The following is a 20,859-nucleotide window of genomic DNA, read 5'->3' as shown; positions in this document are numbered from 1 at the left end:
CAGTAACGCCGCCGTTAAGAGCTGTGCCAACGCCGTTGACAGTAACGCCTCCGCCGTTGTCAAGTGTACCGCCACCGTTGACAGTAACGCTGCCACCGTTGACAAGAATGTCACCAGAGTTAGTGATGGTGCCTATGATGTTCAATTCTATTCCAGATATGGTAAGTGTCTCTCCAGAATTAATTGTCAAAGATGATACAGTACATGTGTTAAGGGCATCAAATGTACCACCTATTGATACACATGATGGTCCATCAGAGATGGTTCCGCCTATAGCATGTGCATCTTGAATTGAGAATGATAGAACAAATACTAGAATCGCAAATATCGGAAGAGTGTGAATTTTTTTCACTATCCAGACCCACGGTAAGTAAAAATTAATAGTATTTACAGATGATCTTTCATTTTTGGAAAGCTTGCAAACTTGCACTTCAAATCTTGCTTTTCTCAAAATAATTCAACAAAATAGGCAATTGATTCATTCATAATTTTGATTTGAATCCTGTATGACTTGTACTAACTTTCGATCCTAGAATCTAAAAATGTTTTCCAGATATTTATGAATTAGATGAGCAAGCGTTGTTTGTGAAGACGTCAAAACATACAGAAGAAATTGGTGTAGGAGTACCGTTAGGACTTTGTTCAAACCATATGAAAGTTAATGTTTGAAAGTTTAGAGTAAGACTTTCGGAGGGACGGTCACCGCCTGATGATATATTGTATGATGAAATCAATGTATTCCCTAATGTGAACTGGAGATAAGGCTGCTGTTCACCGCCTGCTTTTCTGCAGAGAGTAATTTGTGCTGGTCCAGATTTTCCAGACACTAGCTGGTTGAAAAACAATGGAGATGCTTTATCCGTTGTTTTTGTAATGGTAAATTCATTAAATCTTACTTTACCTGCTCCTCCTCCTGAACCGCTACTTTGTGTTCCAGTTTGTGTGCCAGCACCCCACTGGAAACTATCAAGTTGGATGCCACTACAGCCGCCTGCATTTGAGTTACCTGATATGCCAGCATAATTCAGGTAGATAGGATCACCAGAAATCTTGTGTGAATCTGTTTCAGCAAAAGCACTTGAGCTAGCTATAATCAATCCCAGTACTACAACCAGAATGATTGCAAGTTTCATTTGTTCTGAAAACAATAATCATCTAGATAAGTTTTATGTAATTAGATTTAGTTTGCATCATTTGTCTTAGAAAATTTTCTGATCTATATCAGGAATGAAATTTGAAAGACCAAAGATGAAAAAAGATCGTAGAAAGAAAAAACTAGATTGGCATAATTCTATAAAACACAACTGTCAAAGTGACAGCAATTAACATGACTAGCAAGGCAGTTGGAAATTCTGGAACAATGTGGGTTCCATAAATTGATATCTCATTGGTTTCTGCAGGATAGCTAATTACAAGAGTTCTTACAGCACTATTTTTTGTTTCAGTAAACTTGAACATTTGATTATTTGAAGCTACTATGTAATCATCATCAGTGCCATTTGCTTTTTTTGCATCAATTAATTCTCGTGGCAAATTCAATGACAAAACTCCGTCACTTTTCGATTGGAGCTGTACTTGTAAAGAAAACGTGGCTTGATCAGCGCTAATTCCAAGTAATTTTCCACCAATGATATTGTAGCTTATTGTATAATCAGTATTGATGACATTTATCATGCCACCAGAGGACTCGATTACAGGCGGCGGAGTGGGAGTGTTATTTACAAGTGTAATGGAGGCTTCGGTTGAGGGGCTTCCTGTACCAGCAGAATTTATGGCAGAAACACGATAAGTGAATGTGCCAACTGCCAATCCCGTGTGTACATAGGATGTGCTGATACCAGTATTTGCTGTAAGAACTGACCATGCACCTGAACCAACCTTGTATTCAATATAATATCCTGTTACAGAAGGTTTACCATTGTTTGATGGAGCAATCCAGGAAATCTGTACACTTGATGGAGAAACTTTGGTGACATTAAGACCTGTTGGAGAATTTGGTAGAGACGATTGTGTTGTTGGAGTAGGTGTTGGGTTAGGTGTTGTGGAGGTAGGCGGCGGAGCAGAGGTGCTCGTTGGTGTTACAGAAACTTCTGAGGAAGGATTGCTCTCTGTACCTCCTGTAAAAAGTGTAACAACAACAAAAGTATAGGTCTTACCAGTAGACAAGTTACTGATAGAATAATTTGTAATTATGCCAGTATTATCCACCATAGTATTGAAAACATTTGAGGAAAGTCTCTGATCAATTCTGTATCCTGCAATTGATTGTCCAAAAGTTTCTGAAGGCGGTATCCATGATAAATATACCATAGTTGGAGAATCAGCAACTGCGGTAACACCTGTTGGTATGTATGTTTTTATCGGTACCGCAGATGCTTCATTTGATGGAGCACTAGTGCCAATGGAATTTATTGCAGAAACACGATAAGTGTAAGTTGTACCAGTTATCAATCCCGTCTGCAAGTATGTTGTTGAAACATTATTTGGAATCAAGACAGAATATGTGCCAGTGCCGACTTTGTATTCTACCAAATATCCAGTGATATCTGAACCACCATTGTTTGACGGCGCAGTCCATGACAGACTGATACTTGTTGGAGAAGCTGGATTTGCAACAAGACCTGTTGGTGGATACGGTGCTGAAGAAATCTGCATTGGTACTGCAGAAGATGTGTTTGATGAATTACTTGTTCCAACTGAGTTTATCGCAAAAACTATGTAAGTATAAGTATGTCCAGCAGACAATCCCACATGAGAATAACCGGTGGCTGCAGTTCTTGTATTTGATACAAGGTTTACAAAGCTGCCAGAATCTAATTGGTATTGGATCTGGTATCCTGTGACAGGTGGTCCGCCATTACCTGCAGGCGGGTTCCATGAGAGGTTTATCTGGGTTCCAGAAGATGTTGTGGCAGTCAGGCCAGTTGGCGGACTAGGCGGTATATTTTTGGGTGGTACTGATGTGCTTTTTGGTGTTGCCACAGCCTCGTATGACGGATTACTGGTACCAATAGAGTTTATCGCAGAGACTCTGTATATGTAGGTCGTACCAGTGACAAGACCTGTGTTGTTGTATTTGGTAACATTGCCTAGTGTGGTTAAGGTACTATAGCTTGTAGTTGCAGTTTTGGATTCTATTTTATAGTGTGTGATTGCTGAACTGCCATTGTATTGTGGCGGAGACCAGGACAGACTAACCACAGTAGGAGAGATAGGTATTGCAGAAAGACTAGCTGGTGGATCAGGAACTGTTGATGCTTGTGCATCATACCCAACCAGAAATAAAAGACATGATGATGTCATTATGGTTAGTAGAACTGGTATTTTAGATTCTTTTTTTCTGGTACCATTTTTAATCACATGACTCAACTATCCTGAATCATACGTTATCATTTTTAGGGATTGCTGATAAATTGCATTGATTCTAATCCTGTAAGACTAGCTACAAAACTTTTTTCTATAATTTTTGGAAAACCAAAGTTTACTGGCACATGTTTTTCATGAATTCTTTGCCAGCTTTTTCTACTTCTTCTTTTGACATGTCTTTTTTTCTGGTAGCTATTGTCCACCTGTGACCAAAAGGATCTGAGAGTGCACCTATCCTATCTCCCCAAAATCCATCCATCATTGCCATCATTGGTTTTGCCCCTGCAGAAACAGCCTTGTTAAAGACAGAGTCTGCATCATTGACATACAGGTATATTGAACCGCTTGGTCCGCCTATTGATTTTGGGGACAGGCATCCCATTTGTGGCATTTCATCACAGAGCATGATTGGAGAATCTCCAATTCTGATTTCTGCATGCATTATTGATTTACCGTCTGGTCCTGGAAATCTGTAAACTTCTTTTGCATCAAAGGCTTTCTTGTAAAACTCTATTGCATCAGATGCTCCACTTATGGTCAACGTTGGAGTAACAGAGTGGTATCCATCTGGGATTGGTTTTACCATGTGTGATGTGTTTCAGATGCATATTTAATATTTTCCACAATGATTTCCATATTTTCATAATTCATTTAAAAAATTGATATAAAGCGTGTAAACTCTTTTTCTTTGATAAGGAATTGTTTACGTGCCTCTGTCCATTCTTTCTCGGAAACTATCTTGCGGTTTTCTAATGTTTCAGTCATTTGTTTCTCTTCTCACAGTATGAAATCAATTCATGGATATAGGTGTAGTAACTACAAAATAAATTTATTTCATTAAATCATTTTGACGGAAATCCGATTTGGAACTATCTTTTTTCATTGGGTCCCACTTTATTCTGATCCATATTCTTTCGTGAATGTAATAAGCTGCCGTAGCTGCAACATTAAATATTACAGATGACAAAGTGGTTTGTAAAACATTCTGCGTGGCATTCCAGAATATCACGGTAGAAATAATAACTATAATTATGCGAAAACTTATTGTTCTAACTAGAGTTCTTGCTTTGCTTTCCACATTTGCCACTATAAATTTATTATTAATAATTATCGTATGTATTATGAAAAGACAGCATTCCAAATTTGTCTTTACAAATTATGCAACAAAATAGATAGAGATTTGGTTAAATCAGAGTTGTATAATATCAGATATGGTTGAAATTCGAAGATCTTTGGAACATTCTAGTAAAGGATCTTTCAGAATCAAGACAGTTCCAGTCCTTATCCCAGACAGGTGAATTTCAAGCAAAGTACTTGGGAGGCAGAGTTCACATCACCACACAAAATTCTGTATGGACTATAGAGAGATCAGAGATGCACAAGATTTGGAACAAGGGATTGACACTAGATGAGAATTTGAGATTTAAGCACTTTAGTTACACTCAGGAAAACATTCGAACCCTATCATTTATTTTGGTTTTGATGCGGGAGTTTGTAGGCCAGAATAAAATGGAGTAAGTTATTTTATTGTAACATAACGTACAGAGTCTTTGATTGTGAAGAGTTGCTCACAGATATGGTCCATGTTCCTGCTTGATATGACGCTGATGTTTGAAAGAATATAGCATATGTGCCGTCAGATTGTATAGTTGATGATGCACTGTATGTACCTCCTGAAGGACTGGTAAGCACTTCATTTACAATTGTGTTAGGTTGTCCTGTACCAGTGACCTCGATTACTGCACCCCTTGAATAGGTGGACTGGGTGGTTTGTGCAGTAAATGTAGTAGAGCTTGTTGACTGCATGTAAAATGTAATTGTCTTTGATTGTCCTGCATTATTCATAGTAACAGACCATGTTCCTGTTTCATAATACTGCAGACTGGAAAAATAGACAGTATAGCTGCCGCCAGTGCTTACAGTAGAGCCAGAATTGTATGTCCTGCCTGTTGGGCTGGTAAGAACTCCTGTGACAGCAGTGTTTGGCTGACCTGTTCCAGAAATCTGAATTGTATCTCCCGAGTTGTAAGTTGATTTTGAAGTTTGTGCAGTAAATGTATTTGAGCTTCCCGATTGGATGTATATAGAAAGTGATTTTGTTTGTGCTACATTAGTCAAAGTTATGGTCCAGGTTCCTGTTTGATATGATGATAGGATGTCAAAGATTAGGGTATAACTTCCATCACCGTTTGCAGTTGTACTAGAGGTAGCTGTATATCCCGACGCACTTGTAAAGACTGCTGTGACAGCAGTATTTGGCTGGGCTGTTCCAGTCACCTGAACTAGATCATTTGTATAGTAAGTTGTCTTGTCAGTCTGTGCAGTAAATGTAGATGTGTTAGATGTTGAGCTTGTACTAGATTGTATAATGATTGGTGTTGATGATATCTGTTGATCTGAGACTAGCTTTACCTGATAATTTCCTGAAATCTGTGAGCTTGGTATTTGTATATTGTAAGATACTTTGCCTGCAGAATCTGCATATGTCTGACCGTTGGTTATGATGTATCCTGAACTATCAATTAATTCCACTTGAACTATCTTTTGGGGAGTGGCTCCAATAGCCGCTATTTTTATTGTATCACCTTGGAGATAAACAGGCTTGTCTAAAAGAACAGAGAGTTGTGAATTTGCAGTCTGTACGCTAGGTGAAGCTTGGTTGGTGTTTTTTTCTAGTTCAATTAATTTTGCGTTAACATCAATCAAACCATTTTTTACTGAATCAAGAGTAGAAAGGTTGCCATTCATAGAACTAAGACTAGAGCTCATCGAACCAATTTGCGAGTTCATAGAATTAATTTGAGATTTTAATGAAGCTAATTCGCTTGAATAATCTGGAATAGTGGTTTCTGGTTTTGCCTGAATCTGTGTGTTGATAGTTAATATTCCATAGACTGCGCCTGAAGCGATCAGAAGAGTCAGTACTCCCAGTGTAAGAGATATGTAATCCCTTAGCATGGGTATGATTTTGTTTCAAAAGTATTTAGGGCATACTTCTCTATGATAAGTAATCAATTAATAGAACAATTCTCTTTTTTGATTCAGTGTTTTGCAGATCAGAATAACATGATATTGATCATATTTGATAATTCTAAATTCTTCATATCTGTACCAAACACGACTCATAGAAGATTCTTCCCTATGCCTTAAGTAAGACAAACACGTATTTAGTATTGCAGAGTGGTTCTGTAACTGCATGACTTGTCAGCAACCAACGAGTAAGTGAGGCGCACAAACGCTGATTCACTGGGATGTACTCCCGTGTGCTGATCAAGTCACTAATTTGTTATTTGGTTTTTTTGTTTAACCAAACTATTTTGGACTCACATCGAAAGATCATTAGCATTGAATCTATACTTCTTGTTCTTCTATGACCAGCATTGTGATGGTTGAGGATATTTTGTCAATTCTTCTGATTTTACCTAGTATGTTTTTCACATCATCCATGTTTTCTGATTCTATTTTTACTATAATGTCATAGACACCGTATACTCCTTGAATCTCATATCTTAGAGATTCATCCTCAGTTTTTACAGTGTTTTTGATTTGTTTTATCACTTCTAGCTCTGATTCAGGTTTGACATTTAGCAAAATGTATGCTGTTGGCATAATATTATTACGCGCCCATTGTATATGAGTATGAATTATTTGCAGACTAGATCAATCTATTACAACAGGAATTCTTGATAACAATAAACGGTTATGTGAATTTTAACAAGCATCATCTTCATCAGATCTGCCATTTTTACTACAAATTACTGTTGTAGTGCAACGAATTTTTTGGATTTTGCGAATTTTCGAGGTTATTATTTCTCTCAAGGCATCTATTGATACCACTTCGATCCTTGCTAAAATATCGAAATTTCCAAGTACGCCTTGTACATACTTGACACCTTCTATTGTTTTTAACTGCTCTATTATGGATTCTTCGTAACCTACTTCGCAATTTATCATAATGTAAGCTGTTTCCTTACCTACCATACAACATATTGGTGATTGTAAGCAAAAAGACTTGTGATAGAATTTCAAATTCTTAAAAACATGAAAGTTGCATTTTGAAAGTAAATTATAAGACCTTTAGAAATCAAATGAGCTTTCTTATTAGTTACGGCGACGTACTCATTACAATGATTTGACATGGTCCAAAGTATAGACTTGAAGTCTTTTGAAAGTCATCTTTTAGGGCATGGAGTTGAGTTTGCTGGTTTTATTAACAAACAGGGAACCCTACTTTTGAGCACAATTTTACCGTTTGAAAAGGTGCGTGTGAAAAAATATGACATGCGCGATCTAATAGACTCTAGGTTCCTCTAGTCTATATGAGATATCTAGAGGGATTCGCTCAATGATTGATCCACCTGATACCATGAAGGCATTGACAACTATTGTCATTGCAAAAACACTGCTTGATATTGGAAAGCCAGTATATGACAAAGTAACAAGTAAGCTATACAAAAAATATCACTGTTACATACCTGATTGTTTTGAAAAACCAGAATATCTAAAGGAAATCTTAGAGGAACTATACGGAGCATCACATAGAGTAATTGTCCATTCCATAGAACAACAACTATCCGAGTTTGCTTACAAGAATAAAACAGAGACATTTTTAACGGTCTTGTTAAAATAATCACTTTAAATGGGAATTATCGAGTAAGTAATTAGAAAATACATGTCAGTCCTATAATTTCTGACTGTTATAGTCTCTATGTTTGACATCAATAGAACCACTAGACAAATTTTTTAACAAGTATAGAGATATGGTGTTGTTTAACAGGAATCTCATCATATCTGGCATTGCTGGTTATTTTTCAGGTGCACTTGGGGCTCAACTTTATTCCATGTATGACAACAATATGCTTGTAAATGCCATAGTTGCCTTGCTATCAGAATACTGTGTTGATATTCCATTCTTTGTAATTACGTTTTATATTGACAACAAATATGCTCATCGTGATCCAATAGTAGGCAAAAAAAATCCAGCATTTTCCAAGCAGAACATAAAAAATCTCGTAATTGCAATTTCTGTCTCAGAAGCATTCTATGCTGTGACAAAGATCTTTTCACACTACCAATTTCTCCACTATACAATGCAGCCATATCAAGCAGCCATGGCAAGTTCTCTTATAGCATGGGCAGTTTTCATTGTTTTAGTAAATGTGATAGGTAAGAAATCAAGTTATTTCACAAGATAAATTGAGAAGTGCACGATCTTATTTTGGATCCATTTGGAATCTCAAAGATGTTTTTAGATGACTCATTAGTCATTACTAAACAATATCAAAAATAAAAAATCCAGTTGTCTGGTTTGTAATTACTCTAATCATTTAACAAAATTACTATACCCTTAAGTTAACCTCAATTAAAAAATACCATATCTTGACAGATGCACAAATACGTCAAAGCAAGTTCCATGACATCTCTCATTTTGGACTACGATTGACAATAGGTGTTATCTTTATTGCGGGTGGCTATGCAAAGTTTGATCCTGGCTTTGCTACTTATCTACCACAGTTTGGCCTTCCGGTACATCTGCAGTATCTTTTTGCAATAGAGGAATTTGTTCCTGGCATTTTGATAATAATTGGTGTATTGACAAGAATTTCCGCATCGGTTCTCTCCCTTGTGATGCTTGGCGTAATATTTTACATCTATAAAGCATCGCAATTCATAGGTCCAAACGGTGCTGATCTTCCAGTAATACTTCTTGCAGGCTCGCTAGTCATAATAACAATTGGTCCGGGAAAAATATCTATATCATATCTAGTTAAAAAAATTCCGCGTTATCTACAATGATCCGTATGATTCTATCATACCAGAATATATCATTCTCTAGCTATTTGTATTAATTCAGAAATGTGCTTTCCTTTTCCTTGAGAAAGTGCATTTATTCCTCCATTCAAACTTTCAGATACCATTCCTTTTTTTGCAAGCTCTTGAGCAACCATAAGAGATGTGTTTCCCATCATGCAAACAAGCAGTGTTTTACTGTCATGTCCTCCTAATGCGCTATCCAATTCTTTTGGAATCTCTTGTGTCATCAAAAGCTTCTCCACATCTCTTGCCTTTGGGACAAAGACCTTGCTTTGATCAACACCCAGTGCATTTGCAATTAGCTCTATTCCTTCTTTTTTTGGAGTATACTGGGTATGAATCCAGACAACTCTGTCATAGTCTCCTATATTGGATAGAGCTTCTTGCAGGTCAACTTTTATGCGGTTCTGTTTTTCTGTTATCAAATTCTTTTTGTATTTTTGAATTCCATCTGCAACTATTACGACAAACTTTCCTCCATGCTCACCAAAGTTTGCCATCTGCATCACTGCATAAAGTGCAAGTGCACTGCTTTCTCCCATGTCATGACCCTTGTCTACAAAAAACTTTAGCAGACGTTTTGCCTGACTAAAATCTACTTCATGCTGTCCTGCATATTTTTCAGGCTCGTAGAATTTCAAGCCTGTTGCCTTGGCTTTAGTCCTAATTCCTGCAACATCTTGATCACCTAGTGGAAATACTACATGTAGTGATTTTTTTTGATATTTTTCCATCAAGTATCTGCTCAAGCCACCAGAGGTGCCACCTGTACCAAACGTACAAACAATTCTAAAATCTGCAAGCGAACGCCCTTGTTCATGTAATTGCTGGTCTATTTCTGCTCCAGTCACTGTCTTGTGTACATCAATGTTTAGATCATTGTCGTACTGTTCTGGACAGAAACATCCGTATATTTTTGCAAGGAGTTTTGCCAAGTTTATTATATCTTGTTTTGCAAGAACTGCTTCTATCTCAGGGAGTGATTTATCAAAAACAGATTGATCAAATCCCAATTCGGAGAGTTGTGATCTAATGTTAAATGCAGTTGCTTTGGCAGCCAAAAGATTTGGGTTGTCTTTCATGCCAGGAGCAGGACAGATGTCCATGTCAAGATTTATGATTCGCGTTTTCTCGTTTCTTAGTTCCTCAAAGACTCCTTCTTGTAGTCTTCTAGAGACAAGTGTGACAACATCCAGTCCAATCTTTGCTATCTGTCCTAGAGCTATTCCAAAGTTACCTGATGTTGCTTCAAATATTGTCTGTCCTTGTCTGAGTTTTCCTGATATAATGGCATCATGAATAATGTGGACTGCAGGTCTTACTTTGATAGAGCCTGCCAGCAAGTTTGAATCAAACTTGCCAAAAACTTGCAGATCTGAATTTGTAAGATCCAGATTGTATTCTTTTTTTGCACACTCTATCAGATCTTTAGTAATATCAATTAGTGGTGTTGCGTTGACAACTCTCACTCCGTCTGATTTTTTTTCTAAATGGGGAACCTTACTCCATATCTCTCGCTGAAAATTCTCAAGCAGAACAGTGTCAGCGTTACTTTCTTTATTTTCTTGCAATCTTTTTCGCTCTGCTATCATGTGAAACAACGTCTTATAAAATATAAGCTTCCAAAATTCTAGTCTGGTAGAACCCAAACCTGTCACTTTATCTTCCTAGTAAAAATGCCGTCTATATTTCTGCGGTCTTGTATAGGACTATGAAGTTACCTATTTCGCTAAACTATTTTATAAAAGACAAAATTTAATTTTATGGAAGAGATGGAGGAGTTACTGGTCCAACTGACAGAGTTGATGCTGATGCAGTATTTGATGAATTTCCAGTTCCGATATCATTTATTGCAGAGACACGGTAAGTATAGGTCGTAAGTGGAAGGATATTTTTATCAGAATATGTTGTTCCTGTACTGCCGGTGTTGGAAACAATAGTTGACCATGTATTTCCATTGTTAGTTGATCTTTCTATTTTGTAACCAGTTATTGGAGTTCCGCCATTATCACTTGGTGCATTCCATCTTAGGTTTATCTGAAGAGTTTGAGCAGTAGCTGTAAGACCTATGGGTTGTGATGGTACTGTATTGAAGGTAGTTGCAGATGCAGTATTGGATGGTTGACTAGTCCCTATTTGATTTATTGCAGATACTCTGTATGTGTAAGTTGTACTGTGTGTTAATCCAGTGTCAGAATAAGTTATTGCAGTATTTCCAGTGTTAGATACAATCGCAGACCAAGTTGAACCGCCATCGGTAGACCTTTCAATTTCATAACCAGTTATTGCAGAGCCTCCATTGTTTGATGGGGCAGTCCATGATAGATTGATTTGTGAGGATGAAGTTGCAGTTGCCTGTAGATTCTGTGGAGCAGAAGAAGCAACAATCCTTCCGTCTATTACGGTGACAGAGTTGCCATACACATTACTTACGTAAATCATATTTGTTGCAGAATTTACCGCTGCATAAGAGGGGTCACTTCCGTCTGAAATAGTACCTATCAGATTATTAGTTGAACCGTTGATTATTGAAATGGTATTATTGTAAGGCACATAAACTCTATTGGTATCTGGATTTATTCCCATTTCCTGAGAAAATAGTTTTGGTATGACGTCTATCACATTATCTGTTGAACCATCAACTACGTACAGGTTTGGATTTTCAAAGGCAGTACCGGCTGCTGCCACATAAATCCTGTTTGTAATTGGATTGACTGCTACGTTTTCAGAATGAGATTCCACACCTATGTGATTTATCACAGTATTAGTTGAACCATCAATTACATCTACGACAGTACTGTGATCAATGGCCGCATAAATCTTGTTGGTGACTGGATTGAGTGCTATGTCAACAGGATCATTGGTTACTGGCACACTAGTTACAATATTGTTGGTTGCACCATCAATTACGTAAACAACATGAAGTACGATATCACCAACGTAAATTTTGTTTGTATTTGGATTTACTGCAACACCTTGCACATTATATACGCTCACTGGAATTTTAGTTACAATACTATTAGTAGACCCATCAATTACTACTAAGATGCCGCCACTACCAGTTTGTGTAAGAGCATAAATCTTGTTTGTATTTGGATTTACTGCGATCTGCAGCACAGTGCTGTATCCAGTAGAAGGTCCAATTGTTAAAGTGTCTGAAAGAGTGTTAGTTGTACCGTTAATTATATAGAGAAGATTTCCACCGTTTTGACCTACGTAAATCATATTTGTGCTAGGATTTATTCCAACATGGGATGGGTAGCTTCCTAAAGGTATTGTAGATACCACTTGTTCTGCAGAAACATTTTGTAGGATAATGCCAAGTGATACTAACAATAGTGGCGCAAAAATCAGTATTAGCCAGTGATTTCTACCACTGATACTTTTCAGTATATACAATGTCTAAATTATAGACGTATTGCATATCTGAATATGCTAAAACTATTCTATAAGATCAATTCAGACAATTATTCTCTATTGCGTAGTTTCTATAATGATTACGAACACAAATGCGTAATCTTGTATAGGACTACGAGGATATGGCCTGATTCACTACAAACTAAATTTTGATAACTGCAATCATGGTAGCCCAGAAGATTTTACATAAAGATCAGTATCGTTTTCTTCTAGTGTTATTGCAATTTCTAGTCGTCTTGTATTTCTGTTTACGGTAAGGGATATGGTATCACCTACATGTTTTTTTCTAATATATGTGGCAATTTGTGATGGCTCTACGATTCTGTTTTTGTCAATATTTTCTATAATGTCTCCTCTTCGTAGTCCAGAATTATCAGCAGGACTGTAGGGTTCAACCTGAACCACTAGTGCACCATCACCCATTGGTAATCCATAGTATTGCCTCAATTGCGGCGTCATCTTGATTGAATGAATTCCAATCCATGGCCTGCTTACTCGCCCCTTCTCAATTAGCTCTTTTAGTATGGATTTAGCTGTGCTAATAGGCACTGCAAATCCTATACCTTGAGCATATGGCATCTTGGCAGTGTTAATGGCAATGACTGCACCAGCAGTGTTTGCTAGAGGACCTCCTGAATTTCCTAGATTTATAGCTGCATCAGTTTGAATTAGATCTAGTACACCAGTTTGTGTTTGAATGCTTCTATTCAACGAACTTATTATACCCAAAGTCACTGTGGGACCTCCAGTCAAACCAAATGGATTTCCTACTGCAATTACTATCTGTCCCATCTTTAGTTTGTCAGAATCACCTAGAACGGCTACAGGTATGTCTTCTTTTGGTTCAATTTTGACAACAGCTAGATCAGTTGCCTCATCAGCTCCAACAACTTTTCCATTAAATATTCTTCCATCGCTTAAAGTAATTCTCAACCTTTCAGATTCTTCAATTACGTGATTGTTTGTAAGTATGTATCCTCGCTTGTCAATAATTACACCAGAGCCTACTCCTTCCACAGGAAATACTCGAAAGATCTGATCCTGAATCATCCTAACACTGGCAATGTTTACTACACTTTTGCTGATTTTTTCTACAGCATTAATTAGAATCTCATCTGAAACAGGAACCACCTAAGTCTTCTCCATTTTACGGGTCATACTTTGAATCAATGTTATTATTCTAATTTTTTTTATTCTTTGCACAAATTATGTAAAACCAATCTAAGATAAGTTGATTAACTATCAAAATACTTGGTCACATTTCAGATCCATTTATTGTAAAAAGAAAGTTTATTCTAATTTTTTATTACAGCTCGAAATCTAACCTTGCCATCAGCTACTCTGTCATATGCTTGTGAAATATCATCCAAGCTATAGGTTTCAGTAATTACTTTTACTTTGCCTTTAGCAACGTAATCTAGTGCCTCAAAAAGATATTCTCTGCTGTTTTGTGTGGAACCTATTATTCTTGCACGATTAAACAAAATCTCAGTTGAGACATGAATAGGTTCTTCGTTTGAAACTCCCATTACCATCATTCTCCCATCAGGTCGTATTCCCTTTAGAGAATCAGTCATGGATTTTGTAGAGTTTCCTGTAGCAAGTATGACATCAGCACCTCCTGCCTTCATTAATTCTTCACCGTTTGCAACAACCTTGTCTGCTCCTAGCTTGTAGGATAGCTCTTCTTTGTCTTTAGAATGAGTCACAGCTATTGTTTCAAATCCACAAGCCTTTGAATACTGGATTCCAAGATGACCCAATCCCCCTATGCCAACTATGGCAATTTTCTCATGTGGTTTTGGATCTGCAAACCTTAAACCGCTGTATACGGTATAACCAGCACAAAAGACTGGAGCTGCCTGTTCGTATGTTATCTCTTTTGGAAGAAGCATTGTAGAATCAGCATAAGCCAACATGTATTCGGCATGACTACCCTGAGTTCCAATTCCAGTTCCTATTTGTTGTTGACAAAATAACTGCTTGCCGCGCTCACACCACTCGCATCTTCCACATGATGCTTGTATCCATGGAACACCCACCCTATCGCCAATTCTGCGCGTAGTTACACCAACTCCAAGCTCAACAATTTCACCAACAGGCTCGTGCCCTATGGTTCTTGGAAACTCAATTGGCAAGGGTAGCTCGCCTTTTGTTATGTGTACATCAGTATAACACAGACCACTAGCATGGATTTTTATCAAAACCTGATTTGCACTTGGTTTTGGAGTAGGAACTTCCTTTACCTCCCATTTTCCATTAATTTTGGGAACAACAGCTGCACGCATTATAAAATATCTCCCAAATTCATTATGATCAATACGGTTATCAATTATAAAAATATGAGAGACCACAGGTATTAGATTAACAAGATCTCAGTTACTTTCAGTTTAGTTACTTTTCATTTTATATACTATACTTTGTATAGTAACTATAAGAAAGTAATATGATGTCACAAAAACAACACGAACACAAATGGGCAGTTGTATCGCACCACTGGCAATGTGGGATCTGTGGGAGAACGTATGGCTAAGACAAACTACATGGCATTATTTGCAATAGCAATGTTTGCACTAGTACCAGGCCTAAATTTTTCAGGTATTGCCTTTGCCGATGATCAAGAAGGTCAATACTCCCATACACATGTAACAGCAACGTGGGATCCTGGCTTTGTATGTGGAGACCACAAGTGTGCTCCCGGAGAAATACCTCAACCTCCTAAAGCAGTAGAACCTGTCAGAGCACACTAAAAGACAACACATGCCATCTCTTGGGTTGGTCGTACAACCCTTCCAATTTTTTATTTTCAATTCATAAAGATCTACACCGCTAGTACTGCAAAGACTAGTCGTATTGAAAAATCATATTTAGTTTTGTTCTAAATCAGTGACAGCATAGTTACTTAATCAATTAAAGACAAGTCAGTACAATGACATTAGATGTAACATCTATCAACAAAAAGCACCTAACTGCATATATACTTGCTGTGTTTGTGCTAAGCTACACACTTGCACCTGCATTTGCAGACCAACAAGTCAGTACCAGTGGCATGATACCTGTTAACGTACAAGGCTCAGTCTCTGCATCTGACTGTACAAATAGTCCTGGACCATACATTACTCTCAATGGAGTAGTAGCTCTAACCCAAATAGGAGCCCAGTTTACATTCCAGAACAATGACAAAGGGACCCACATGTACACATCAACTGTTACCACAACTGTGATAAATCAAGGAGATACAATACAGATACCCAAGCAACCAGTACTTGGGGGCGTTGGTGGCAATCCATATATCTGGATACAATTTGAAGACAACAATGGAAATCCATTGAGCTCTCCAGTCTTCCTAGGAAGGTGTGTTCAGGGACTCTCTGACATATCACAAACCGTTTCAGTTCCTGCAACATTGATGGCAGATGTCTCTGCACTTGAGTGTTCCAATACAAATTCTGACATTGACCTTACTGGAAACCTTGTCATGAGCGGATTGAATGCCAAGATAATCTTTACCAACAATGACAAAGGAACCCATACAAATGATCAGTTTGTGAAAGCAACGGTAATACCTTCAGGGATATCAATCACGTTTCCAAAACAGCCCTCACTTGGTGGTGTTGGAGGTAATCCGTTTATCTCCTTGCAATTCCAAGATGCAAACGGTGCAACAATAGGTAACTCAATCTCCCTTGGACGCTGCGTACAGAATCTTTAGAGCGCAGTAACCCACTTTTTTATTTTCAATTCAAAACCCATCTAGGTGTTTTGTTCACTTGGTTTAGTACACTCATTTTAAAATATATCAAAAAATAATTATTTATTCCGTCTTTATCTCAATGGTAAATCTAGCTCAAATATTCTCAATTGGCACTGTATGGGGCTTTTAGTCGAGAACAAATTCTAACGACTTCAAAAAGACGGTTTAGATCAACTGGCTTCTTCAAGGCCGTAACTACTCCCTTGTCTAAAATATTTGCCAATTCTTCATCAGTAATAGAGGATGCAGTCAACAAAATTATTTTATGTTCTTTTAGTTTGCCCTTTTTTTCAAGAGAATTTATTAGATCAACTCCGCTGAATTCTGGCATGGCTATATCTAATATTACAACATCGTGCTTTTTACTCAAAATTTGATCTAGTCCGTCCCTTCCATTATTTATAACAGTACAATCACATTTTTTTAGTTTCAAATATTGTGACAACATTTCAGTGATTTCTACATTGTCATCAATCAACAAAACTTTCATGTCATAAACTCCTTCACAAATCCTTTTTTAATTTCCACATTTCGAATTTCAAGCCTAATCAATAAAGGATTTGTATGTAAAAAAACAAACTAACATCGGTTATTTTTCAGAGAAATTACAATTTGCATCTAGTGAAACTATTAAAACTCTTTTTTGATGATTATCTAAACTTTAATCAAGCTTTTTTGGAAGTGTGAAATAAAAACTCGTACCTATTCCTGATTGACTTTCAAACCATATTTTGCCCCCTAAACCTTCTACTATTCCTTTACAGACTACCAGCCCAAGGCCTGTACCCGGATGCTTTCTTGTAAGTGAGGTATCTGCCTGGAAGAATTTTTTAAACATGTCTGGCTGCATCTCTTTTGGAATACCTGTACCATTATCTTTTACATAAAAAATAATCTTGTCATCTTCATTTCTTGCACCAATCTCGATCTTTGCTTCTTTTTTGTTGGTAAAGTCTGCAGCGTTTAAAACCAAGTTATCTACTACTTGCCTAATTCTGTCCTTATCACTTGTTAGAATCAATTTTTCTTCTGTAGAATCTACAAAGTCAATTTGTTTTTCTTTCATTAGTGACAAATATTCTCTATGAATCTCTGTCATAAATTCAGCCACATCGATTTTTTCTTTATCAAACTTCATGCGACCCATTTCTAGCTTTTGGGCTTCCAATATATCTCGAATTAATCGTTCCAACCTATGAGCATTTTTTTTAATATTATTGACTGAATCTAGTTGAAGCGAGTTAAGATCCCCAAGTAAACCTGGTTCTCTTAGCATGTCACAGCGACCCATTATTGGGGTAAGCGGGGATTTTAGTTCATGAGTAATCATTGAAGCAAACTCATCCTTTAATTTCTCCACCTTTTTAATCTCCTCAAATTGCAATCTCATTATGGCTTCACTTTCTATTTTTTTTCTTGCTTCAAAAATTTCTGACATGTCTTTGATGATGGTGTTACTTCCAATCAAGATGCCATTTTCATCATAAAGATTATTTGCACTAATAAGCGTAGGAAAAACTGTTCCATCTTTAGTCTTGAACCAAACTTCTTTGTCCTTAACATTTCCTGTATTTTTCCATGTTTCAAATGATTCTTTCATGGCGTCAATGTCATCATCAGACGCATGCATGAATATTGATTTTCCGATAACTTCTTCTTTTGTATATCCCAAACGTTCTGCATACGATTTATTACAATCAATTATGATTCCCTGCGTATCAATTGTGCGATACAGAGCTGGTGAATTTTCATAGAGTTCTCTGTATTTTTTTTCAGAACGAGAGTAAAGCTCTTCAGATTTCCTCAATAAACCTACCTCCATTTCATCTCACGAGGCGATCTCTTGATAAAATGATGATTATTGTATACATTGTATCGACATCAAAAGACATTTTTTTCTTAAATAAGGTGTGTGTGTCACAAATTTGTACAAACCCCTTTTTCAAGTTAACAATAACGACTGTAGGAGTGGTTCATACATTTCCTAGAATTTGAGGCTATTCTTGTAAAACATTACTTGATTTGAATGGTATTGCATCTATACCATTTCAAAGTATTATTGGAGTTATCCTTTAAGATTCAAATTCTTGCAATCTGAATCCAAAAATTTAGCATAAGTAATAATTATAAAAGGAATTAAAAAAATCAATTAGAAAAATTATTTCTGTATTGTTACAATATTACATACAAGTTTTGCTGGAATAATTTATATCAAAAAAGAACAATCCATCGTAAATGCTTTAAGTTTAATTTAGAATATTATTACAGATGGCAAACATCAAGATATGTATAATAAATTCAAGCACAGTACTGACTGACGATCAAGTCAAAGCCGCAGTGCCAGCTTTGCAAACTCAGGTACATCGAGACTTTGCACCAGTATGGGGAATAGACGCTGATCTTTCCTTTGTTCCAAATGGAAAAAGTCCATCACCTGGCATGTGGTGGATAGCAATACTTGACGATTCTGATCAGGCAGGTGCACTAGGATATCATGATCTTACACAGGATGGACTGCCTCTAGGAAAGGTATTTGCTGCAAGTGACATGAAACATGGATACAACTGGACCATAACAACAAGCCACGAGTTGCTTGAGATGTTAGCTGATCCAGACATCAACTTGACAGTATTTGTAAAAAAAGATGAAACAACTGGAACATTATACGCGTATGAGATATGCGATGCATGTGAGGCTGACCAATATGGTTACAAAATTGATGGCGTTTTGGTCTCAGACTTTGTTTATCCAGCTTGGTTTGAGCCATTTAGGCAAAAAGACAATACTCAATTTGATTATGGAAAAAACATTGATGGTCCATTCAAGCTTTTACCAGGTGGCTACATTGGCGCCTTTGATGTTACTGCTGGCACAGGCTGGCATCAGATAACTGCAGACAAAAAACCTGGCAGATATGAGTTGAGACCACGTTTTCGCAGCAGAAGAGAGAGTAGGAATCCAAGAAACCAGTGGCTCAAAAGCCAGCCTGTCATTTTAAAACATGCACACTAGAAAAATCTTGAAAAGATCATTTCATCAAGCAAGACCCACTGGACTAAAATCAAACATACTACAAAGCCCAATTGGAAACCAAAAGTTTTATCCATTGCCATTTCCCACTGGAGTTTTTCCATATCACTTGTCATTAGACGATGTGCTATCAAAAGATCAAATCTCATCTATCCAAAAAAGTGGAGAAATAATATTTCACATAGTAGGCGATACGGGTGGAATAAAAAATCCAGTGCCACAACAAATTGTTGCAATGGCAATGGAATCTGATTTTAACAATTCCAATCCAGCATTTTTTTATCATCTTGGTGATGTTGTATACTATTATGGGGAATCATCAGAATATTATTCCCAGTTCTACGACCCATATGTGCACTATCCTGCCCCAATATTTGCAATACCTGGAAATCATGACGGCGATGTGGCACCAGGAGACCTGACTACCTCCCTTAAGGCATTTGTAAGAAATTTTTGTTCCAGTGTATCACAGACATCACCTGATGCCGGAGACTCTCCGCGCCATACCATGACTATACCAAATGTTTACTGGACACTAGATACGCCATTTGCCACCATAATAGGATTGTACTCTAACGTGCCAGAAGGTGGCCAGTTTGATAAAGACCAGATCTCTTGGTTTACAAAAGAACTAGAAGATGCACCAAAAAACAAGGCGTTGATCGTATCTGTCCATCATCCTGCATATTCTGTTGATCAGTATCATAGTGGAAGCAAGATAATAGAGCAGACACTTGATGATGCATTTAAAAAATCTGGGAGATATGCAGATATTGTTTTTACAGGACATGTGCACAACTATCAGCGCTTTACAAGAAAACTTGGCGGGCGCCAGATACCATACATCGTGGCAGGGGCAGGAGGATACTGGCACCTGCACTACATGCAAAAACTGCCAGACGGCAGTCCTATTCAGGTGCCATATAAAATGACAGACACTGGTGTGACACTAGAAAGTTACTGCGAGGACAGGCACGGATACATGCTTCTAAAGGTATCACAAAATATCATATCAGGACAATACTATGCAGTATCACGACCACAGGAATCCTGGCGTGCACCACCACAGTTGATTGATAGTTTTGAGCTGAATCTAAAAACTCACACACTTGCAAAAAACTTGGTGTTGCCATGAAATTTGAAAAAAAGGACAAGGCGTTACTTGATATTTCTGTTGATGAGCAAGAGCTGAAAAATTTCATCATTCAACATGCCGGAGTTACCACAAGAACCCTTGGAGAAGACGACAGTCCTAACGAAGAGACCATACAAAGATTTCTTCCAAAGTTTATTGCAAAAAAGATTGCAGAGCGCATACCAGACGGGTTTGAGCTTTCACAATTGATATTTACTGGAGAGATTTCTGGAAGGCCGTTTAATATTGGATTTGCCGGCTCGGTCACGGCTATTTTTAATAAAGTAACTGAAAAATAATTTGTTCATATAATTGTGTGGCAGAACTTGGATCTAATCTGTAA

At 37.3% G+C, this 20,859-nt stretch carries 22 protein-coding genes; 9 read left to right on the top strand and 13 right to left on the bottom strand.

Translation table 11 applies throughout. The features are described from left to right. From VEU72_01560 to VEU72_01545, 4 genes are all read right to left on the bottom strand, one after another. Positions 1–352, bottom strand: a 352-nt coding sequence (locus VEU72_01560; protein HYL65822.1) for a hypothetical protein, incomplete at its 3' end; no start/stop codon positions are given. 205 nt (positions 353–557) lie between these two features. Continuing rightward, on the bottom strand, positions 558–1,133 hold the full coding sequence (locus VEU72_01555) for a type VI secretion system tube protein Hcp (GenBank protein ID HYL65821.1): 576 nt from the start codon (positions 1,131–1,133) through the stop codon (positions 558–560). 142 nt (positions 1,134–1,275) lie between these two features. Next, positions 1,276–3,360: a fibronectin type III domain-containing protein gene (locus tag VEU72_01550; GenBank protein ID HYL65820.1), complete on the bottom strand. Its 2,085-nt coding sequence runs from the start codon at positions 3,358–3,360 to the stop codon at positions 1,276–1,278. Between the two features lie 121 nt (positions 3,361–3,481). Further along, positions 3,482–3,952, bottom strand: coding sequence for a VOC family protein (locus tag VEU72_01545; GenBank protein ID HYL65819.1), 471 nt, complete (start codon positions 3,950–3,952; stop codon positions 3,482–3,484). Positions 3,953–4,581: 629 nt separating this feature from the next. On the opposite strand from VEU72_01545, the gene VEU72_01540 reads away from it, so the two are divergent. Then, a complete protein-coding gene (locus tag VEU72_01540) occupies positions 4,582–4,884 on the top strand; it encodes a hypothetical protein (GenBank protein ID HYL65818.1) in 303 nt (100 codons plus the stop codon). A gap of 6 nt (positions 4,885–4,890) precedes the next feature. Here the strand turns inward: VEU72_01540 and VEU72_01535 are convergent, their stop codons facing one another. The 3 genes from VEU72_01535 to VEU72_01525 form a co-directional block, all read right to left on the bottom strand. Beyond that, positions 4,891–6,324, bottom strand: a complete 1,434-nt coding sequence (locus VEU72_01535; GenBank protein HYL65817.1) for a hypothetical protein — start codon at positions 6,322–6,324, stop codon at positions 4,891–4,893. 393 nt (positions 6,325–6,717) lie between these two features. Continuing rightward, positions 6,718–6,975 (bottom strand): Lrp/AsnC ligand binding domain-containing protein, encoded by a 258-nt coding sequence (locus VEU72_01530; protein ID HYL65816.1) that lies wholly within the window; start codon positions 6,973–6,975, stop codon positions 6,718–6,720. A gap of 102 nt (positions 6,976–7,077) precedes the next feature. Next, positions 7,078–7,347, bottom strand: coding sequence for an Lrp/AsnC ligand binding domain-containing protein (locus tag VEU72_01525; GenBank protein HYL65815.1), 270 nt, complete (start codon positions 7,345–7,347; stop codon positions 7,078–7,080). 364 nt (positions 7,348–7,711) lie between these two features. Here VEU72_01525 and VEU72_01520 point away from each other — a divergent pair, with 364 nt between their 5' ends. From VEU72_01520 to VEU72_01510, 3 genes are all read left to right on the top strand, one after another. Then, positions 7,712–7,996, top strand: coding sequence for a hypothetical protein (locus tag VEU72_01520; protein HYL65814.1), 285 nt, complete (start codon positions 7,712–7,714; stop codon positions 7,994–7,996). Positions 7,997–8,078: 82 nt separating this feature from the next. After that, on the top strand, positions 8,079–8,561 hold the full coding sequence (locus tag VEU72_01515) for a hypothetical protein (protein ID HYL65813.1): 483 nt from the start codon (positions 8,079–8,081) through the stop codon (positions 8,559–8,561). A gap of 184 nt (positions 8,562–8,745) precedes the next feature. Then, positions 8,746–9,162: a DoxX family protein gene (locus VEU72_01510; protein HYL65812.1), complete on the top strand. Its 417-nt coding sequence runs from the start codon at positions 8,746–8,748 to the stop codon at positions 9,160–9,162. 29 nt (positions 9,163–9,191) lie between these two features. Here the strand turns inward: VEU72_01510 and VEU72_01505 are convergent, their stop codons facing one another. The 4 genes from VEU72_01505 to VEU72_01490 all read right to left on the bottom strand — a co-directional run bounded on the left by VEU72_01505 (position 9,192) and on the right by VEU72_01490 (position 14,885). Further along, complete coding sequence (locus VEU72_01505) at positions 9,192–10,772, bottom strand: pyridoxal-phosphate dependent enzyme (GenBank protein ID HYL65811.1); 1,581 nt, start codon at positions 10,770–10,772, stop codon at positions 9,192–9,194. Positions 10,773–10,941: 169 nt separating this feature from the next. Further along, positions 10,942–12,516 carry a fibronectin type III domain-containing protein gene (locus VEU72_01500; protein HYL65810.1) on the bottom strand — a complete coding sequence of 525 codons (1,575 nt, stop codon included), beginning with the start codon at positions 12,514–12,516 and terminating at the stop codon, positions 10,942–10,944. A 243-nt stretch (positions 12,517–12,759) separates the two neighbouring features. Continuing rightward, the gene (locus VEU72_01495; GenBank protein ID HYL65809.1) at positions 12,760–13,728 is read right to left on the bottom strand and encodes a trypsin-like peptidase domain-containing protein; all 969 of its coding nucleotides are present in this window, start codon (positions 13,726–13,728) and stop codon (positions 12,760–12,762) included. A gap of 164 nt (positions 13,729–13,892) precedes the next feature. Continuing rightward, a complete protein-coding gene (locus tag VEU72_01490; GenBank protein ID HYL65808.1) occupies positions 13,893–14,885 on the bottom strand; it encodes an alcohol dehydrogenase catalytic domain-containing protein in 993 nt (330 codons plus the stop codon). Positions 14,886–15,122: 237 nt separating this feature from the next. Here VEU72_01490 and VEU72_01485 point away from each other — a divergent pair, with 237 nt between their 5' ends. Together VEU72_01485 and VEU72_01480 are read left to right on the top strand one after the other, a co-directional pair. Then, a complete protein-coding gene (locus VEU72_01485; protein HYL65807.1) occupies positions 15,123–15,347 on the top strand; it encodes a hypothetical protein in 225 nt (74 codons plus the stop codon). Positions 15,348–15,526: 179 nt separating this feature from the next. Continuing rightward, a complete protein-coding gene (locus VEU72_01480; protein HYL65806.1) occupies positions 15,527–16,309 on the top strand; it encodes a hypothetical protein in 783 nt (260 codons plus the stop codon). Between the two features lie 145 nt (positions 16,310–16,454). Here the strand turns inward: VEU72_01480 and VEU72_01475 are convergent, their stop codons facing one another. Together VEU72_01475 and VEU72_01470 are read right to left on the bottom strand one after the other, a co-directional pair. Then, entirely contained in the window at positions 16,455–16,841 is a 387-nt protein-coding gene (locus tag VEU72_01475; GenBank protein HYL65805.1) for a response regulator, read from the bottom strand. 171 nt (positions 16,842–17,012) lie between these two features. Continuing rightward, the gene (locus VEU72_01470) at positions 17,013–18,158 is read right to left on the bottom strand and encodes a PAS domain-containing sensor histidine kinase (protein HYL65804.1); all 1,146 of its coding nucleotides are present in this window, start codon (positions 18,156–18,158) and stop codon (positions 17,013–17,015) included. Between the two features lie 461 nt (positions 18,159–18,619). On the opposite strand from VEU72_01470, the gene VEU72_01465 reads away from it, so the two are divergent. The 3 genes from VEU72_01465 to VEU72_01455 are packed head-to-tail and all read left to right on the top strand — an operon-like array spanning position 18,620 to position 20,815. Then, positions 18,620–19,363 (top strand): hypothetical protein, encoded by a 744-nt coding sequence (locus tag VEU72_01465; GenBank protein ID HYL65803.1) that lies wholly within the window; start codon positions 18,620–18,622, stop codon positions 19,361–19,363. After that, complete coding sequence (locus VEU72_01460) at positions 19,353–20,516, top strand: metallophosphoesterase (GenBank protein HYL65802.1); 1,164 nt, start codon at positions 19,353–19,355, stop codon at positions 20,514–20,516. Before VEU72_01465 ends, VEU72_01460 begins: the two co-directional genes overlap by 11 nt. After that, positions 20,513–20,815, top strand: coding sequence for a hypothetical protein (locus VEU72_01455; protein ID HYL65801.1), 303 nt, complete (start codon positions 20,513–20,515; stop codon positions 20,813–20,815). Before VEU72_01460 ends, VEU72_01455 begins: the two co-directional genes overlap by 4 nt. The last annotated feature ends 44 nt before the right edge of the window (positions 20,816–20,859 follow it).

The sequence above is a fragment of the Nitrosopumilaceae archaeon genome (genome assembly GCA_035631875.1).
Lineage (GTDB): Archaea > Thermoproteota > Nitrososphaeria > Nitrososphaerales > Nitrosopumilaceae > TA-20.
Note: the sequence above shows the minus strand (reverse complement) of the source record. Positions and strands in the feature narration are given on the sequence as shown.

Bases quoted from the DNA above. Each gene is read 5' to 3' on its own strand.
- VEU72_01555 (HYL65821.1), bottom strand. From the start codon at position 1,133: ATGAAACTTGCAATCATTCTGGTTGTAGTACTGGGATTGATTATAGCT.
- VEU72_01545 (HYL65819.1), bottom strand. From the start codon at position 3,952: ATGGTAAAACCAATCCCAGATGGATACCACTCTGTTACTCCAACGTTG.
- VEU72_01535 (HYL65817.1), bottom strand. From the start codon at position 6,324: ATGCTAAGGGATTACATATCTCTTACACTGGGAGTACTGACTCTTCTG.
- VEU72_01530 (HYL65816.1), bottom strand. From the start codon at position 6,975: ATGCCAACAGCATACATTTTGCTAAATGTCAAACCTGAATCAGAGCTA.
- VEU72_01525 (HYL65815.1), bottom strand. From the start codon at position 7,347: ATGGTAGGTAAGGAAACAGCTTACATTATGATAAATTGCGAAGTAGGT.
- VEU72_01520 (HYL65814.1), top strand. From the start codon at position 7,712: ATGATTGATCCACCTGATACCATGAAGGCATTGACAACTATTGTCATT.
- VEU72_01505 (HYL65811.1), bottom strand. From the start codon at position 10,772: ATGATAGCAGAGCGAAAAAGATTGCAAGAAAATAAAGAAAGTAACGCT.
- VEU72_01490 (HYL65808.1), bottom strand. From the start codon at position 14,885: ATGCGTGCAGCTGTTGTTCCCAAAATTAATGGAAAATGGGAGGTAAAG.
- VEU72_01485 (HYL65807.1), top strand. From the start codon at position 15,123: ATGGCTAAGACAAACTACATGGCATTATTTGCAATAGCAATGTTTGCA.
- VEU72_01480 (HYL65806.1), top strand. From the start codon at position 15,527: ATGACATTAGATGTAACATCTATCAACAAAAAGCACCTAACTGCATAT.
- VEU72_01475 (HYL65805.1), bottom strand. From the start codon at position 16,841: ATGAAAGTTTTGTTGATTGATGACAATGTAGAAATCACTGAAATGTTG.
- VEU72_01465 (HYL65803.1), top strand. From the start codon at position 18,620: ATGGCAAACATCAAGATATGTATAATAAATTCAAGCACAGTACTGACT.
- VEU72_01460 (HYL65802.1), top strand. From the start codon at position 19,353: ATGCACACTAGAAAAATCTTGAAAAGATCATTTCATCAAGCAAGACCC.
- VEU72_01455 (HYL65801.1), top strand. From the start codon at position 20,513: ATGAAATTTGAAAAAAAGGACAAGGCGTTACTTGATATTTCTGTTGAT.